This window comes from Ignavibacteriota bacterium (assembly GCA_013285405.1).
Classification (GTDB): domain Bacteria; phylum Bacteroidota; class Ignavibacteria; order Ignavibacteriales; family Ignavibacteriaceae; genus IGN2.
Window position 1 is genome coordinate 3,465,556 of the sequence record CP053446.1, and the last position, 15,802, is coordinate 3,481,357.

General features: G+C 33.8%; 17 protein-coding genes. All 17 read right to left on the reverse strand.

From position 1 onward, the window contains the following. Positions 1-4: 4 nt before the first annotated feature. Positions 5-1,336, reverse strand: coding sequence for a DUF58 domain-containing protein (locus tag HND39_15265; protein QKJ97527.1), 1,332 nt, complete (start codon positions 1,334-1,336; stop codon positions 5-7). Beyond that, positions 1,336-2,313 (reverse strand): MoxR family ATPase, encoded by a 978-nt coding sequence (locus HND39_15270; protein ID QKJ97528.1) that lies wholly within the window; start codon positions 2,311-2,313, stop codon positions 1,336-1,338. The genes HND39_15265 and HND39_15270 overlap by 1 nt, the downstream gene beginning before the upstream one ends. Next, complete coding sequence (locus HND39_15275; GenBank protein ID QKJ97529.1) at positions 2,313-3,488, reverse strand: hypothetical protein; 1,176 nt, start codon at positions 3,486-3,488, stop codon at positions 2,313-2,315. Before HND39_15275 ends, HND39_15270 begins: the two co-directional genes overlap by 1 nt. Continuing rightward, positions 3,488-4,261 carry a DUF4129 domain-containing protein gene (locus HND39_15280; GenBank protein ID QKJ97530.1) on the reverse strand — a complete coding sequence of 258 codons (774 nt, stop codon included), beginning with the start codon at positions 4,259-4,261 and terminating at the stop codon, positions 3,488-3,490. The genes HND39_15275 and HND39_15280 overlap by 1 nt, the downstream gene beginning before the upstream one ends. After that, positions 4,261-5,088, reverse strand: coding sequence for a hypothetical protein (locus tag HND39_15285; protein QKJ97531.1), 828 nt, complete (start codon positions 5,086-5,088; stop codon positions 4,261-4,263). Before HND39_15285 ends, HND39_15280 begins: the two co-directional genes overlap by 1 nt. Next, complete coding sequence (locus tag HND39_15290; GenBank protein QKJ97532.1) at positions 5,075-6,049, reverse strand: stage II sporulation protein M; 975 nt, start codon at positions 6,047-6,049, stop codon at positions 5,075-5,077. The genes HND39_15285 and HND39_15290 overlap by 14 nt, the downstream gene beginning before the upstream one ends. A 14-nt stretch (positions 6,050-6,063) precedes the next feature. After that, positions 6,064-6,594 carry an adenine phosphoribosyltransferase gene (locus HND39_15295; protein QKJ97533.1) on the reverse strand — a complete coding sequence of 177 codons (531 nt, stop codon included), beginning with the start codon at positions 6,592-6,594 and terminating at the stop codon, positions 6,064-6,066. An 8-nt stretch (positions 6,595-6,602) separates the two neighbouring features. Beyond that, a complete protein-coding gene (locus HND39_15300; protein ID QKJ97534.1) occupies positions 6,603-7,352 on the reverse strand; it encodes an enoyl-CoA hydratase/isomerase family protein in 750 nt (249 codons plus the stop codon). A gap of 17 nt (positions 7,353-7,369) precedes the next feature. Next, positions 7,370-7,966, reverse strand: coding sequence for a phosphatase PAP2 family protein (locus HND39_15305; protein ID QKJ97535.1), 597 nt, complete (start codon positions 7,964-7,966; stop codon positions 7,370-7,372). A gap of 77 nt (positions 7,967-8,043) precedes the next feature. Further along, positions 8,044-9,036, reverse strand: a complete 993-nt coding sequence (dusB, locus tag HND39_15310; protein ID QKJ97536.1) for a tRNA dihydrouridine synthase DusB — start codon at positions 9,034-9,036, stop codon at positions 8,044-8,046. A gap of 115 nt (positions 9,037-9,151) precedes the next feature. After that, positions 9,152-10,423, reverse strand: a complete 1,272-nt coding sequence (locus tag HND39_15315; GenBank protein ID QKJ97537.1) for a T9SS type A sorting domain-containing protein — start codon at positions 10,421-10,423, stop codon at positions 9,152-9,154. Between the two features lie 187 nt (positions 10,424-10,610). Continuing rightward, the gene (locus HND39_15320; GenBank protein QKJ97538.1) at positions 10,611-11,597 is read right to left on the reverse strand and encodes a hypothetical protein; all 987 of its coding nucleotides are present in this window, start codon (positions 11,595-11,597) and stop codon (positions 10,611-10,613) included. Between the two features lie 18 nt (positions 11,598-11,615). Beyond that, the gene (locus tag HND39_15325) at positions 11,616-12,569 is read right to left on the reverse strand and encodes a T9SS type A sorting domain-containing protein (GenBank protein ID QKJ97539.1); all 954 of its coding nucleotides are present in this window, start codon (positions 12,567-12,569) and stop codon (positions 11,616-11,618) included. A 12-nt stretch (positions 12,570-12,581) separates the two neighbouring features. Then, positions 12,582-13,067, reverse strand: coding sequence for a T9SS type A sorting domain-containing protein (locus HND39_15330; protein ID QKJ97540.1), 486 nt, complete (start codon positions 13,065-13,067; stop codon positions 12,582-12,584). Next, complete coding sequence (locus HND39_15335; protein QKJ97541.1) at positions 13,057-14,016, reverse strand: IS3 family transposase; 960 nt, start codon at positions 14,014-14,016, stop codon at positions 13,057-13,059. The genes HND39_15330 and HND39_15335 overlap by 11 nt, the downstream gene beginning before the upstream one ends. A 10-nt stretch (positions 14,017-14,026) precedes the next feature. Further along, positions 14,027-14,338 (reverse strand): transposase, encoded by a 312-nt coding sequence (locus tag HND39_15340; GenBank protein ID QKJ97542.1) that lies wholly within the window; start codon positions 14,336-14,338, stop codon positions 14,027-14,029. Positions 14,339-14,356: 18 nt separating this feature from the next. After that, a complete protein-coding gene (locus tag HND39_15345) occupies positions 14,357-15,571 on the reverse strand; it encodes a hypothetical protein (protein QKJ97543.1) in 1,215 nt (404 codons plus the stop codon). Positions 15,572-15,802 lie beyond the last annotated feature (231 nt).

The window sequence follows — 15,802 nt, forward strand, 5'->3', positions numbered from 1 at the left end:
ATTTTTAAATCAATCCTCGTGATTTTAATTCGAGATATTTATTTATTGTATTTACAGAGAGATTCTGCGGAGTCGTTAGAATTGATTGAATGCTGTATCTTGCTAATTCTTTAACAATTAATCGTTTCTCGAAAGCAAATTTTTCAGCTATAGTTTTATGATATATCTCCTCAACATTTTCTGCAGCTTTATCTATTAAAGAGAAAAGTTCAGTGTTAATGAAAAAGATAATAATTGCCAGGTGCGTTTGTGCGAGTCGTCTTAAGTAAGGTAGTTGTCTTTGAAGAGCGTTTAAACTTTCAAAGTTTGTGTATAATAATATCAGGCTTCGATGAGTAACTTTTTTTAAAATCGCAGAAGTAAGAATTTCAAAGTCTGATTCAAGAAAATCTGTTTTTTGATTATATAAAAGTTCGAGAATATTTTCCATCTGCCTGGCTTGCCGATCTGCGGGAAGTATTTTACTGACTTTATTAGAAAAAGTAACAATCCCTGCTTTATCCTGTTTGAGCATTGCAATACTTGATATCACCAACGAAGAATTTATTGCATAATCCAGCAAGCTTAATCCTTCGAAAGGCATTTTCATTACTCTTCCAATATCGATTACACTGTAAACCTGTTGTGATTTTTCATCATCAAAATGATTGACCATCAATCTTGATTTTCTTGCAGTTGCTTTCCAGTTAATAGTTCTGAAATCATCTCCTCTGACATAATCCTTTATGTGATCAAACTCCATCGAATGACCAATTCTGCGAATTCGTTTTACACCAGCTTCTGTTAATCTGTCTGAAATTGCCATAAGCTCATATTTTTTCATTTGCAGATAAGACGGATAAACAGGGACTAATCTACTTCCTTCAAATCTGTATCTTCTAGTCACGAATCCAATTGGAGACGATACATAAACGTTTGTACTCCCGAAATTATATTCACCGCGCTTAACAGGTCGTAAAGTATAATTAAAAACTTTTGTGACAGCCGAATCAACTTTTATCTTGAATAGAAGATCTCTTATTTGAAATTCAAAAGGAATCTCATCAATCAGCTCGCAACTAATTTTGAATGGATATTTATTTTCAATAATAATTTTAATCTCATTATCATCACCATTGGATAAGCGTTTAGGTACGGAACGATAAGAATGAATGCCGTTCTTATTACTGTACAGAATCACTGCATCTGATATTAAAAGGAAAATAAGCGCCGCAAATAATAGATTTGTTATCACCAGCAATTGAGGCTGAAAATATGAAGACACAAAAAGTATCACCAGAAATGAAACGATAATAAAAAATCTTGCAGAAAGATAGAAGCTTTTTAAAACCTTCACTATCTTGGAACCTCGGCTCTTTCAAGAATTGTCTTGATAATATCATCCGGGGTCTTCCCTTCCATTTCTTTTTCAGGAGTTAAAATAATCCTGTGGCGTAACGCAGGATAAACAACCATTTTAACATCATCCGGAGTTACAAAGTCTCTGCCATTCATAGCTGCGACTGCTTTTGCGCCGATCATAATAGATATTGAAGCTCTGGGTGATCCACCAAGATACAGATCACTATTGTTACGTGTTTTATTAACTACGCGGGTTATATATCCAGCAACTTTTTCATCAAGGTGAGCGGTTCGAACTTTTTCACGCAATTGTTGCAGCTTATCCCGAGTAAAAACCGGTTGAATCAGGTTCAGATCGTTGATGTTTTTTCTGCTGTGCAGATCGAGAAGAATTTTTACTTCCTGATGCTCAAGAGGATAATCCATTTGAACTTTAAATAAAAATCTATCAAGCTGAGCCTCTGGTAATTTATAAGTTCCTTCATGCTCGATAGGGTTTTGTGTTGCAAAAACTGTAAACGGAGATTCCATTTTATAAGTTTTTCCATCTATTGTAACCTGACGCTCTTCCATTGATTCAAATAATGCAGATTGTGTTTTAGCAGGGGCTCTATTTATCTCATCAATCAGGATAATATTCGAAAAGATTGGTCCACGATTAAATTCAAATTCTGAAGTTTTAATATTGAATACAGAAGTTCCTAAAATGTCAGAAGGCATTAAATCAGGAGTGAATTGAATTCGCGAAAAATCAGCCGAAATTGTTTTTGCAATTATTTTTGCAAGAAGTGTTTTTGCAATTCCCGGTACACCTTCAATCAAAATGTGACCATCAGCTAAAACTGCAGCGATCATCAAATCAATTATGTTTTCCTGTCCGACAATTATTTTTTTTACTTCTGTTCTTACCCGGTCAACAGATTCTTTAAGTTCGGTCAGATCCGTTCGAGGTGTAAAGTTAGTTTCTTCCATTATTTTGTTCTTTCGTAGAATGTTTCAATTCGTTGATTAAGATTAATTAATTCTTGTTCAGTAACTTTTTGACTTGCAGTAATATTCTCAATTTCTTTAAACACTGATTTTATAATTGTTTCAGGAATAGATGACTTCTCTGCAATTTTTTTGAGTGTTTCATTGTCAAATGAACTTGTTCGGATAAAATATTTGTTCCTGATGTGGTCAAGAAAATAAATGATCTTTTTATCTGCAATATTTTTATAATCCTTTTGCTGATAATACAAATTCCCCACCGTTTCAACGAATTCAAGCGTCGTGTTACTTAACGGTTTAATTACCGGAATTATCCGCTGTTTCCTTCTGCCATAAAATAAAATGAATAGCACAATAGAAACCAGCATTAAGTAGTAAGCCCATCGCAAAGAAGTTTGTGAAACGATGTACTGTAATGCAGAAGCGTTGTATTTATTTCCATCTTTGTAATAATCGTCCCAATAAGTTGTTTGAGATGGAAGATGAGATAAAACTTTACTTATATAATCATTATTATCAAAGTTCAGCAGATAGTAATTTGTGAATGCAAGCGGAACTGTGTTCAGAAATATATTACCTATTCCATATTTGATTCTAATGAAGTTAGCATTTCCTGAAGCATTATTTCCAAGAATCTGAACTAAAGCTGTATCATATTCACTGAAATAATTTTGGAAATTACCTTCAGAATACAAATATCCTGCTTCAGTTTTAAGTTCCGGTGAAGTAAAATTTATTCTTGTAGAATCGTCAATAAAAAAAGTATCGTAAGTTTTTATTTTCAATGAATCTGATAGCGGACCCAAAATGCCAAATGCAGAAATGAAAACATTATTACCTTCCGATGCAAAATTAAGAAGATACTCAGTATCAAGACGATCAGGAGAAAAATAAGAATTTATAAAAACATAATTGGTGTTGTATATGAACTTGTCTTTTAAAATATTGTAAACAGGTAGTTCTTTTATAATTATTTCAGAATCAGTGAACAACTCGTCAGCAGCATCAACGATGATAAATCCACCATAAGGAATTTTATCTTTTCGCGCAAAACTTCTGTCCCAGTCTATTTCTTCGGGTTCAAGAATTTTTATAAAAGTAAGTAAACCTAAAGTTATAAGTATAGGAATCAGAAATTTTATATTCTTCTTACTCATCATGCAGCAATAACGGAATATAATTTCTTGAAATCTTTCTGAGAAGAATTAACAGTCTGTTCATCAACTGGAAAATCGCCATACCAAATCCATTCGAAAAGTGAAGTTGTATTCCGGAATGCTGTTGCAATCTGTTCATTCCTGATTTCGGATAAATACTGATAGTTGGTCTTATTATTTTTTAATTCAATCAATCCTTTTTCAGAAAGCAGATTGAGTGATTTTAGATACATGTAACGAATTGCAAGTTTAAATTGTTTACTTGCAATTGCTGCTGAAATAAGTTCATCAAAATTCATTTGACTTATGTCTTCATCATCTTCATTCATTTTTATCTGATTAGTATTTACTTTACCAAATAATAAGCCACGACGATCGGCTTTAATTAATCCCCGAATAATCAGGAGTAAAGCAATTATCATTAAGCCATAATAAAGATAATCTAAAATTATAGAGAATGTTTTGGAATTACTCATGAGAATCAACTGTTGATTGATCCAGTTGCTGATTTTTGTTATCCAATCGTCTGCTGGTTCAGGTGTACCATCGTAATTAAAATCAGGATCGTTTTTGTATTTATTTATAAATCCTTCAGGCAAAGCTTTGAGTTGAATAACAAGACTATCATCTTTTGTTGATTGAATTTTTTTTGTTGTATCAGAATAAAATGTATAATCCGAATTAATTGCCGAAGCAGCTTTCTGTGCATAGTTAAGTTGAAATACACTGAAAGTGAAGAGAATCGTCAATAATATTATTCGAATAATCTGCATTACTTTATCTGATCAATTTGTTCCAAAAGTCCGGGTGCTTCTTTTCGTTCAACAAGATTGTAATATTGAAATGTAGTTGCTATGATACTTATCATATATAACAAGACAGCAAACGAGGAAATAATAGCCGTTAATATGTAAAGAAATCTTTCCAGTCCACTCGATTCGGAATTAATTCCTGTAAAGCTCACAAATATCATAACAAAATAACTCGGCATATAAAGAGCGTATGTGAGAAATCCTTGAATCATACTTACAACAAATAAAACTCCGAAAGTAAACCACCAGTGACCGGAAATTAATTTTGTGCAGCGACGAACTGCATCAAAGAAACTTAAATTTTCTTCCAGTCTAACTATAAATATTATTGACATAGCAATTGACAGATATATACCCGGAATTATTAGAAAGACAAATCCCAGAACAATAAATATTATATACCCGATAATCGTAAGTGTAACTGGTAGGAAATTTTGTTTAACCACACGCCATACATCTTCAAGATTGAAAATACCATTATCAGAATTTTTATAATTTATGAGATGAGAATATGTAACGACTGTAATCAGCAGATAAGAAATAAATGTAAAAAACATCGAGATTACGAATGGAATACCAATTAATTCAAGAGTTGAATCAGCGGATAAGCTGAACATTGATGACTGGTAAATTCCCATAAAGACTCCCGCCAGCAATAAGGATGGTGCACTGATGAACAGATTTGCTTTCACCAAAAGTTTAAAATTTATTTTTATATACTCGAATGTTACGTTAAGTATTCCACCAAAATCTCTTACTTTTCTGAATTCAATTTTACTTTGCTGCATTTTTACTTATTAGGTTATGAAAAATTCTGTATGGATAAATGACAAAATACCAGATAACGAAAATAGCTGAACTGATAATTATTGTTAAACTTAAATAAATTGGCATTCCAGTAAATCTTGTTACAAAAGATTCCAGAAAACCAGCGGTGATGAAAATAGGCACAAGGCTTACGATTATTTTTAAACCTTCTTTGGAACCGATTATGAAAGATTGTCTTCTTGAATATGTTCCCGGAAATAGAATACTATTACCCAAAACTAATCCTGCAGCACCTGCAATAATGATTGCAGAAATTTCAAGTGTACCGTGTATCCAGATAACAAGAATCGATTCGAACAATAAATTATGAATATGAAAGAAGTATTGAAATGCTCCAAGCATAATTCCATTTGACATCAATACCCATCCCGTTCCAAATGAAATCAGAATTCCATAAACAAAAGCGATAAATGATACACGAATGTTATTAAATGTAATTCCAAGAAACATATCTACACCATTCATCTGTTTGTAAATAGCCATCGGATCCCCTTTATCAATATTTTCCAAAGTCATATTTACATAGCCATCTCCCATTATCAGTCTTACAAAACCTGAATCACCTGCTGATGATACAACACCCATCAACATTGAAATAAAGAATATGGAAAACGAAATTACTATTTTCAATCTATGCTTGTAGAAAAGTAATGGAGCTTCGTACTTCCAGAAGCGAAAAAATCTTTCTTTCCGTTCTTTTTTACTTTTATAAATTGATTGATGAACACGCGCAGTAAGTGAGTTCAGGTATTGAGTAGTCTTACTTTCAGGAAAAAAGGTTCTCGAATAAGAAAGGTCATCGGTAAGTTCGATAAAAAGTGCTGCAAGTTTATCAGGATTAATATTTTCTTTAGATGAAAGAAAAGTTTCAAATTCTTTCCACTTATCAGCATTCTTTTTAAGAAATGTAACTTCTCTCAAATGTTTGCTTTCTGTTAGTTTTCATCTTCATAAATTATCAGAGAGTTCACATTATATTTTCTCAGTTTTTCACGACCGTTCAGAAAAGACAGTTCAACGATAAATGAAATTTGCACTACCTCACCTCCGAGCTTTTCAACTAATTCACAAGCAGCTTCTGCAGTTCCTCCTGTAGCTAACAAATCATCGTGAACCAATACTTTATCACTCTTATTGATTGCGTCTTTGTGAATTTCAATTTTATCAAGTCCATATTCAAGTTGATAAGTTTGTGATTCTTTTTCAGCAGGAAGTTTGCCTGGTTTTCTAATAGGAACGAAACCTGCATTCAATTCATTCGCAAGCAGAGCTCCGAATATGAATCCACGTGATTCAATTGCAACTACTTTATCAATATTCAGTCCCTTCAGAGAAGAAAGTAGCTGTGATAATGTATCTTTGACTGCGGTGGGATTCTTTAACAAAGTTGTTATATCTCTGAACATAATTCCTTTGATAGGAAAATCACGTATGCTCCGGATATATTTTTTAAGGTCAGATGACATAACGATGTTTACTTTTTAATTAGAAAATTTGTTAAACCATTTTGGAAATCTTTAGTAGTTCGGCTTATGGTATTTAGCCCAATGCAATATTCAACTGCATCTTCAACTGTCAGACCAGATACTTTACCAATCATGTTTTTTGTCATTAAAATACTTTGCTGCGAATTAGTTTTTATTTTAGACGCGATATTCAGTGCCTGTTCTAATGCATTATTATTTATATAGTTTACAAAACCAATCTCATACGCACACTTGCTATCAATAACTTCACCTGTTAACAACAATTGTTTTGCCAGTCCTTCACCCACTCTTCTGATAAGAAATGTTGAAACTATAGCTGCAAGGAATCCAATTTTTACTTCTGAATATCCGAATCTGGCATTTTCTTCATCAGCAACAATAATATCGCAAACTGATGCCAGACCACAACCACCTGCAATTGCTGCTCCGTTCACTGCAGCAATTATAACTTTTGGAAAGTTATATATCTTCAGAAATAATTCAGCTAAAGATCTGGAATCTTTCTCGTTCTCAAGCACAGAAAAATTTTGCAATCCGCTTAAGTATTCAAGATCAGCACCTGCACAAAATGAATTCCCTTCACCTGTGATGATTAAAACTCTAACATTACTGTCATTTTCTAAATCATTCAGTTTTGATTTTAGTTGACTTATCATATCCGGATGAAGTGCATTTCGTTTTTCTGGACGATTGAGTGTTATAATTCCAATTTCATCTTTTGTTTCATATTTGATCATAAATATTCCAATTTTAATTACTCAAACAAACGAACAATAAAATACATTTGCAAATAAGTTGAGATGAAAGCAAATAGAATTCCTCCGATTACTTGAGCTATCGTATGAACCTTCAACTGAACCCTCGACCATCCAACCAGAAATGTAATAAATGAAAAAAATAACATCTGCGGTCCTAAACAAAATGTAATAGCTGCGAGCGGTCCGGCTGAACCCATTGCGTGTGCACTAATTTTCCAATGTTTGTTTATCAATATGGTAATCATAGTATTAGAAATATAACAAAACCAAAAAGCTATTGAAATAATATTCACATTAAAAATAAGTAGAATGATCAATCCTACTAGATAAAATCCGGTTCCAATTACAAAAGGTAAAGTTCTTTCTTCTTTAATTGAAGCATCCAGATCAGCAAGTTTTTTACTTTTCCTTAATACAACGAATAGAATTATCGGAGCGATGAATCCAAACAGTAACGCAACTAAAAAAGTAATGAGTCTTTGAGTTAACTCTGTTTCGAGTGTAAAAGCAAAAAATGTAAAAACAACAATTGTAAAAGACGGCGGGACAAAAATTGTTGAAATGATCCTGGCGTGCTTATCAGTTGTATTCATTAGCAATGCTGAATTTATTTCAGCATCTTAAACTTTGAAAATTGAGATCCTGAAACAAGTTCAGGATGACATTGAAATTAATTACTGACAAATTCAACCTCAGTTTTAAGCAATTCAAGATATTTCAGTAACGCATCTTCAACAGGAGTATATTCAGTAAGTTTCATAAGTTCTGATCGTATTCGTGCAGCTCCGTACATACCTCTTTGATAACCAGCATAAAACTTTCGATGTTCTAATACTCCCCTCTTCTCGCCTTTTACTTTTACTGCAAGCTTAAGATGTTTTAGACACGTCCGTATTCGCATCTCTTCATCAACAACAGTTGTGATACTGCCCGTTGATAAAAGTTCTTTTGCTTCTTTAAATATCCAGGGATTGCCAATCGCTCCTCTTGCAATCATAACTCCATCAGCGCCTGTTTCATCGAATGCTTTTTTCACATCTTGGGCAGTTAAAACATTTCCATTAAGGATTACGGGGAAACTAACAACTTCTTTGATTCTCGGAATCCAACTCCAGTCAGCATCTCCTGAATGACCAGCTTTTCTCGTTCTGCAATGAACTGTCAATGCAACAGCGCCTGCTTCTTCCATTCTTTTTGCTACTTCAAGTATCTGGATACTATTATCATCCCAGCCAAGTCTTGTTTTAACTGTAACTGGCTGCGATGTTGAGTTAACTACTTCTCGAACAAGCTGCTGCATATATGAAGGATCTTTTAATAACGCTGAACCAGCACCACAACCGACTACATTTTTTACCCAGCAACCTGCATTGATGTCAATAAGATCAGGATTTTCCGCTTCTGCAATTTTTGCGGCACCAACCATTGATTCAATATTTGCACCATAAATTTGAATTCCAACCGGTCGTTCTTCTTCAATAATTTTTAATTTGTCATGAGTCTTTTGATTTGAACGTACCAATCCCTCGGAGTTTACAAATTCTGTGTAAACAATATCAGCACCTAATTCCCTGCAAACTAAACGGAAGGAAATATCCGTTACATCTTCCATTGGTGCAAGAAGAATAGCTTTGTTTAGTTCTATGTTACCAATTTTAAACATTTATTAAATTAATTTTTTCAATAAAGTAAAGATATGAATTGAACCCAACCGAGAAAAGTAGAATTATAGTAAGTGATAATTGATTCTATTCAAACGGCTGATTTTAACTTATTAATTATTTTAATAAAATTATTTTTTTGATTGATATAAAGTTACCGCTCTGCATTCGACAAAAATATATTCCACTTGGTAAATTACTCGCATTAAATGTTATTTCATACAGCCCCTTTTGTTGTTCCATATTCACTAACAATCCAACTTCCCTTCCAAGTATATCAAAGACTTTTATCTGGACTTGTGATTGACTCGGAATCTCATAAATAAATTTAGTTGAAGGATTAAATGGATTTGGGAAGGCATTGGATAAAAAATAGTCATCCACTAAAACCTTTTCATTTCCAGCATGGGACAAACTATCTAGAATTACATCCTTAAATGGATAGTAGATTTCCGGTGTAATCCGTAGGTGACGTGAATTTCCCGACCTAGCCAATGTGCCGAATGAATAAGACCCAGTATTGTCAGTGAAAAATAATGAACTTCCACTTTGTCCAGGAATTCCAGTTATTTTATAGCCTATCCATTTCTCTTGTATAAGGTCAAGAGTTCCATAGTTGTAGTAGAGAGTGTCACCATTAAATATTCTTGTAGAATCATCCGGGTCCACTGTCATCGGGTAACTTATCTTGTGAAATAAGTTATATTCGAAAAAGGAATCGTCATTCGAAAAGGCAATCCCTATCCATCCAGTACTTATTCCAAGTCTATCATTTAATTTTATCAAAGCCATATCTTTTTTATAGAATCCATTGCCTATGTTCAGATTAGAATTAAATGTTACGTATTCAATACTAATACTTTTCCCGAATAGTGGATTTTCAATTCCGTTATCAAATGCTGGGAAAGCCCATATACTATCACGAAAAATAAGAACGCCGTTGGTATCATAGCTTCCAATACAATGGCACGCAGTCAGGACGTATTCAGGAGCGACCATTATACCTGAACATAATTGAAATAAAGTATCATTTTTGCTCCGATATAGTTTTACTGCCGTTCGTGATGGATAATTATTTGTATTATATAAGTTTTGAAGTGGTATGTAGTCTGTAAATCCAGAGTTATTATATGTACTATCAGGTGGTTCAAGATTAAGAAAATCACGTCCCGGGTAATTGCCATAATTCCAACCTGATTGTTCGAATTCTTTTGTGGTATCAATTGGGACAAGTGGGTAATAAAAAATTTGATGAGTAGTCGTATTATAATTGATTAAAGTATCCTGTTGTGCATAACCATTAGCATAAATCAAAGCAACAAAAATCAGTAGGATTACTTTGTTTAGTTCTATGTTGCCGATTTTGCGCATTTGTAAATTTTTATCCATTGCAAGATAAAGATAATTATTTGAGTGACAATGGGGAAAGGATTTTGGAATCTCCTTTCAGGACTGATTTTTCATTTTACAATGCAGTGAAACTTTTAATGCAAAAAAGGGACACTTTATGTGTCCCTTTATTGTTTAATAAATTATCTGTTATGAACTGAATATTGTATTCAAATATTTCTTTACTCTATCTGACTCTATCAGCATTCAATTGTATCACACCATTTTGATTTGCTTTAATCCAATATCCTTTTCCCGGCAATAATGTGGTTGGAATAATATATCCACCTTCATATCCATAAAATGGCGATGAAAGTATATTTGGTGGAACGGTTGTTATACCGGACACAACTACATCATACGCAAACGGACCAATTAAATTCCAGCCTTGAACAACAGATACTTCATTTCCGGTTACATAGTTGCCTGAAATAGTTACACTCTGACTGCTGTCGAACTTTGCCCAATAACCTTTTCCGTTTTCTAAAGTTGTGACTGGGTTGTAACCTGCATTGTAAGCATAGAAAGGAGTGATAGCATTTGGGAAAAGAGTAGTTCCTGTCATATCGCTTGCAGCTAAAGGAACAGAGAGTAGATTCCAACCGTTGTTTATTGAAACTGATGATTGAGTAGTTGCACCCGGATTAATATTACTGTACTCCATTTTTAAATACGCTTTGTTAAATATTTGTGTATAACTACCTGGTATAGTTGCTATTCCTTGTCCTGTAAATGGGCCAATATTTAATAATGAACCATTAATATAATCTGTCAAATACATTACAGCACCGACAGGGATATTATAATTTATATCTATTGGTGTACCAGGTAAACCTTCATACCACCAAAGCGTATGTACAATCGAACCAGTAAATGGAAATGCAGGTGGATTACCCGGAGCGCGATAATCTCTAAGACTGTTAGTACCCGATGGACAACCATACCAAGAAAGATCAAATGTTATTACAAAATCAAGTGGGGGCCAACTCATATGATATTCACCAAGCTGAGGATCAATACAGTTGGTTGCTGTTAAATCTAAACCAACAGCTAACCCGTAAGTGGTGTTGCCATCTGTTGCACTTAATGGAATATCAACTGCTGCCTGTCCAAAAACTTTTACGTTTAAAATTAAAATAATACAAAACATCAGATAAAATTTTTGTGTATTCATTTTGACCACCATTGGTAGTTATTTCACAAGGATCATTTTTTTCGTCTGTACAAAACCTTGTCCTGAGCTTGTCGAAGGATCATCTGCTTGTATTCTGTAGAAATAAATTCCTGAAGAAAGCAGAGAAGCATCAAAATTTACTTCGTAATATCCTGGTTTCATAAATTCATTTTTTAATTCTTTGACTTTTTCCCCGAGTATATTGAAAACACTTAAATCTACTTGTGATTCTTTTGGTAAAGCAAACTTAATTGTCGTGTTTGGATTAAAGGGATTCGGATAATTCTGGAATAATTCAAATTTTTGAGGCATTTGAGTATTTGATGGATTATTTACTTTTCCAAATAATTTGATTTTGCCTTGTGAATTTTGATCAAAGGTAAGTTGATTATTTGAATTATTTAATTGAGATATCTTACCAAGACCGCTGTATGAAAACATCATGCTATCAAAATCTGATGAAAAATACCCGTCTGGTCGATTTCCAAGTGAATCAGTTTTGTAATGAGTTGTATCTGTAAACTCAATCAGTATAATGCCAATCTTTAAAGTAACAGGCTGCCCTGATGCCTGAGCTTGTTTCTGTGCAAACCATTGTCTGTTTAATTCAATCTGTTCGTTGAACTGTTCTATCTGTTCTTTAATTTCATCTAATCTTGCCTGTGTTCTTTCAAGCTGGTAAGAGGATGCTGGAGGTGTGTCGATACCAACTTTATAATTTGACGGTGTATATTCTCCGCTCTGATCTAATGCTGCGTAATAATACCAACCGTCTCCTGATTCAATAAAGCGGTATCCATCTTCGGTCTCTGCCCACCAAATAAATTCATCGCCCCACATTCTTCCAATAAAATCCACACCATTAGGTTGTTTGATAGTAATCATCCCAGTATCAAATGGAGCAGCTTGCAAGTTGTTATTGATTGCAGCAAATAATAAAACTTTAACAGCAATACTTAAAATCTTTTTCATTCTCTCCTCCTTTTATTTAATGGTTATAAATTTTTTAATTAAGGTTTGAGTACCTGTTTCCATTTTATAAAGATAAATGCCTGATGGCAGTTTATCAGATGAAAAGTCAATAGAATGCATTCCTCTGGAATAAAAACCTTCAACAATCGTTTGAATTTTCTCACCAAGAATGTTATAAAGTTCTATTCTAATTTTGTTTTCTTGCGCTAGTTGAAATTGAATAATTGTAGATGAGTTAAAAGGGTTGGGAAAGTTCTGATATAAATCAATCTCATCTTTGAATATTAAGTTATGTTGGTCATTTATGTTTGTTATAACTTCACCCATTATTCCGTTTTTACTAACCTTAAATGATCTAATAGAGAAATCGAACTGATGCCAACCTAAGCCGATAGCACCTCCTCTACCATCTGTTATTGCGAATAAGTCAGAATTGTATTGGTTCAGCGGAAAATGGAATTTCTGGTTAGTTAAGTAAGGTAGAAAATCAACTGACATTTCTTACCTCAATTCTTTTCAGTTTGGCTTCATTAAGTTTCATTTCTCTTAGCTCTAATTTTTCTTCAACTCTGCTAAACAGAAAATCTTCGGGAGTTAAATAAAACAACGAACTGTGAAGTCGTTCAGTATTGTAGTAATCAATATAAGAGGAAATCTGTTTACGTGCATCATCAAGATTTATTAAAGAAGATTTCATTAAGCAGTCCTGATGAATAGTTCTGTGGTAACGTTCAATCTTTCCGTTGCTCTGAGGATATGCAATAGAGGTTCTGATGTGCTGTAATCCAGCTTGCTTCAGATATTCAGCAAAATCTTTGGAAATAAACTGAGGACCGTTATCAGAAATAATTCTTGGTTTATAACCGGGATATTTTTCTAAAGCTCTCTGCAAGGTTATCTGAACATCAAATTGCTGCATATTCTGCCTAAGCTCGTGATGAACAATATATCGGGAGTAACCATCAATAACAGAAATAAGAAACAGAAACGTTCCGTGATAATTAACGTACTTAATATCTGTATGCCAATGCTGATGAACTGCTGCTGGCTGATTAAAGCCATCTCCTTTAGAAGATCGTTTAACTTTATTCCATCTGTTAAGCAGCCCTGCTGCTTTAAGAACTCTGTAAGTAGTAGCCGGAGATACAGCAGCAGCATTATCATCAATCATCATATAAGTAAGCCGTCTGTAACCTTCACCCGGATGATCTTTAGCATAACTGATAATAGTTTCTTTCTCCCAATCAAGGCACCAATGCCCTCTGGGAGTTTTACCGTTATGGTTATTAGAGATTCCTTTTCTATCAATCCAGGAATAATATTTACTGTAATTTATTCCTATAAGGCGAATCATTCCTTTAAGAGAAATATCAGCCTTAGCTCTGATGAGATTTATAAAATCAATTACATTATCTCGTATATCCGGTTCAACCCATTGCCCGGTCATATTTCCCCATCTATACTTTTTTTATATCTATGTTTTCTTTAAGCAGAATAGCAATTGCTTCATCCCGGTCTCTCAGTTTAGATTCAAGTTTTTCTATCTTTTTTTGTTCAATAGTAGTTTGTTTATTATTTACTGCTTTTGTTTGAAAAATATCTTTTGCTCCTTCAAAAAGCTTTTTCTTCCAGTTATATATATCATTGGGGTGAACATAGTATTTTTCTGCAAGCTGGCTGATGGGAATATTGTTTTCAAGAAGTTCTCTAAGAATAAGAACTTTCTGCTCAGGTGAATAAAATTTTCTTTCTCTTTTTGTTTCGGACATTGAAATTTTCCTTTCTGTTTACATTAATACAAATTTAGGAAATTCCATTTCCGTCTGAAGCATTACAGAATACATTCCGTTATAAAGGGGTACATCACTTGAATCCCACAGTATATTATTTAAGATATCTTTTCTTTGACCAAACACACCATCATTTGGTCTGTAATCTTGCCAAATCGCGACGAATGTTCCCAAATCAGAAGGTAAAATATTTCCAATTAATGCATCAACAGGATAATTGCTAATTGGTAAGCTACCTTGACTGAAAAGTTTAGTCCCATCCAATCTTAGTGCTTGATATTGAGTAACAAGATCAACTCCGTTTTTCCTTCCGTACCACCAGTAATAGTAATAACCATTAATTTCTTTAACATTTATCGGTGAGTTTATATAAAGACTATCGGCTATCTCAATATAAGGTTCCTGCCAACGATTATTGCCAAGAGAGTCTTTTCTTTGAGCTACTAGTTTAGGAATCATACCAGTCCATACTCTACCGCTTAATACAATTCCTCCTTCAGGGTCAGGTACCGGATAACCGAGAGAAACGGAATATTGGTTTAATATCTGGCCTTCTCTTCCAATTCTGTGGACTGTAAGCCCCGTTTGTACGTAATAATTTCCATCACTCGCTCGGATTATCCATTTACTATTGCCGTTACCAATTGCTATCCCTGAGTCACCCCATTCTCTTTGTCCAAAACTGTTTATTCGGTTCATCCAGTAAGTTGCATCAATATTCTGCCATACAATTACACAACCACCCTCTCCATCTGATACCAATTCCTGTGCACCGTGATTTGATTCTGTTACATATACTCTTACACCTGTCTGACCCCACAAAAAATTTCCGTTGCTGTCAACTCTTTGTACTCTAACTCTTGTTACGTAATCAGTTCCAATAACCTCGTTATCCTCATAACTTACAATTACTCCGCCTTCGCCGTCTTCAACAATTTCTGCTTGCCATTGTTCGGGTAATTCACCGAGAATCTGTTTTTTATTTCCCCAAGGTTTAAAACCGTACAAATCCAATCTTTCCACAGCAAGCTTTTGCGGGTAAAAACTTTCATAGTTGTATGTTACATAACATCCTCCGGCACTATCACTTACAATATGAGGATCCCAACCAGTAGCAATAACCAGATTATTATTTGGATCAGTTGACCATTGGGCTGGGAGTTGAAGGTTTGTGACTATTAGAAACGTGATGATTAGAATAAAATTTTTCATCTTCTCTACTCACTCATTTAAATCTGAAAATATTATATGGCAGGTGCCAATCCACACAATATTGTGGAATGGACTTCGATACTTTCTGCCTAAAGGTTCGCAGTTAATAAGTGGGGTTGGAAGAAATTCAAATTTAATTTTTATCTTCATTAAAATTTTCCCTTTTTACTTATCATAATTTAACATAATAATTCAAAGAGTCAAGATTACCAGATTGTTAAACATAGTTGC

Excerpts from the sequence above, each read along its gene's own strand:
- HND39_15285 (QKJ97531.1), bottom strand. The coding sequence starts at position 5,088 with ATGCAGCAAAGTAAAATTGAATTCAGAAAAGTAAGAGATTTTGGTGGA.
- HND39_15270 (QKJ97528.1), bottom strand. The coding sequence starts at position 2,313 with ATGGAAGAAACTAACTTTACACCTCGAACGGATCTGACCGAACTTAAA.
- dusB (QKJ97536.1), bottom strand. The coding sequence starts at position 9,036 with ATGTTTAAAATTGGTAACATAGAACTAAACAAAGCTATTCTTCTTGCA.
- HND39_15280 (QKJ97530.1), bottom strand. The coding sequence starts at position 4,261 with ATGCAGATTATTCGAATAATATTATTGACGATTCTCTTCACTTTCAGT.
- HND39_15335 (QKJ97541.1), bottom strand. The coding sequence starts at position 14,016 with ATGACCGGGCAATGGGTTGAACCGGATATACGAGATAATGTAATTGAT.
- HND39_15275 (QKJ97529.1), bottom strand. The coding sequence starts at position 3,488 with ATGAGTAAGAAGAATATAAAATTTCTGATTCCTATACTTATAACTTTA.
- HND39_15315 (QKJ97537.1), bottom strand. The coding sequence starts at position 10,423 with ATGGATAAAAATTTACAAATGCGCAAAATCGGCAACATAGAACTAAAC.
- HND39_15320 (QKJ97538.1), bottom strand. The coding sequence starts at position 11,597 with ATGAATACACAAAAATTTTATCTGATGTTTTGTATTATTTTAATTTTA.
- HND39_15325 (QKJ97539.1), bottom strand. The coding sequence starts at position 12,569 with ATGAAAAAGATTTTAAGTATTGCTGTTAAAGTTTTATTATTTGCTGCA.
- HND39_15340 (QKJ97542.1), bottom strand. The coding sequence starts at position 14,338 with ATGTCCGAAACAAAAAGAGAAAGAAAATTTTATTCACCTGAGCAGAAA.
- HND39_15300 (QKJ97534.1), bottom strand. The coding sequence starts at position 7,352 with ATGATCAAATATGAAACAAAAGATGAAATTGGAATTATAACACTCAAT.
- HND39_15295 (QKJ97533.1), bottom strand. The coding sequence starts at position 6,594 with ATGTCATCTGACCTTAAAAAATATATCCGGAGCATACGTGATTTTCCT.
- HND39_15305 (QKJ97535.1), bottom strand. The coding sequence starts at position 7,966 with ATGAATACAACTGATAAGCACGCCAGGATCATTTCAACAATTTTTGTC.
- HND39_15345 (QKJ97543.1), bottom strand. The coding sequence starts at position 15,571 with ATGAAAAATTTTATTCTAATCATCACGTTTCTAATAGTCACAAACCTT.
- HND39_15330 (QKJ97540.1), bottom strand. The coding sequence starts at position 13,067 with ATGTCAGTTGATTTTCTACCTTACTTAACTAACCAGAAATTCCATTTT.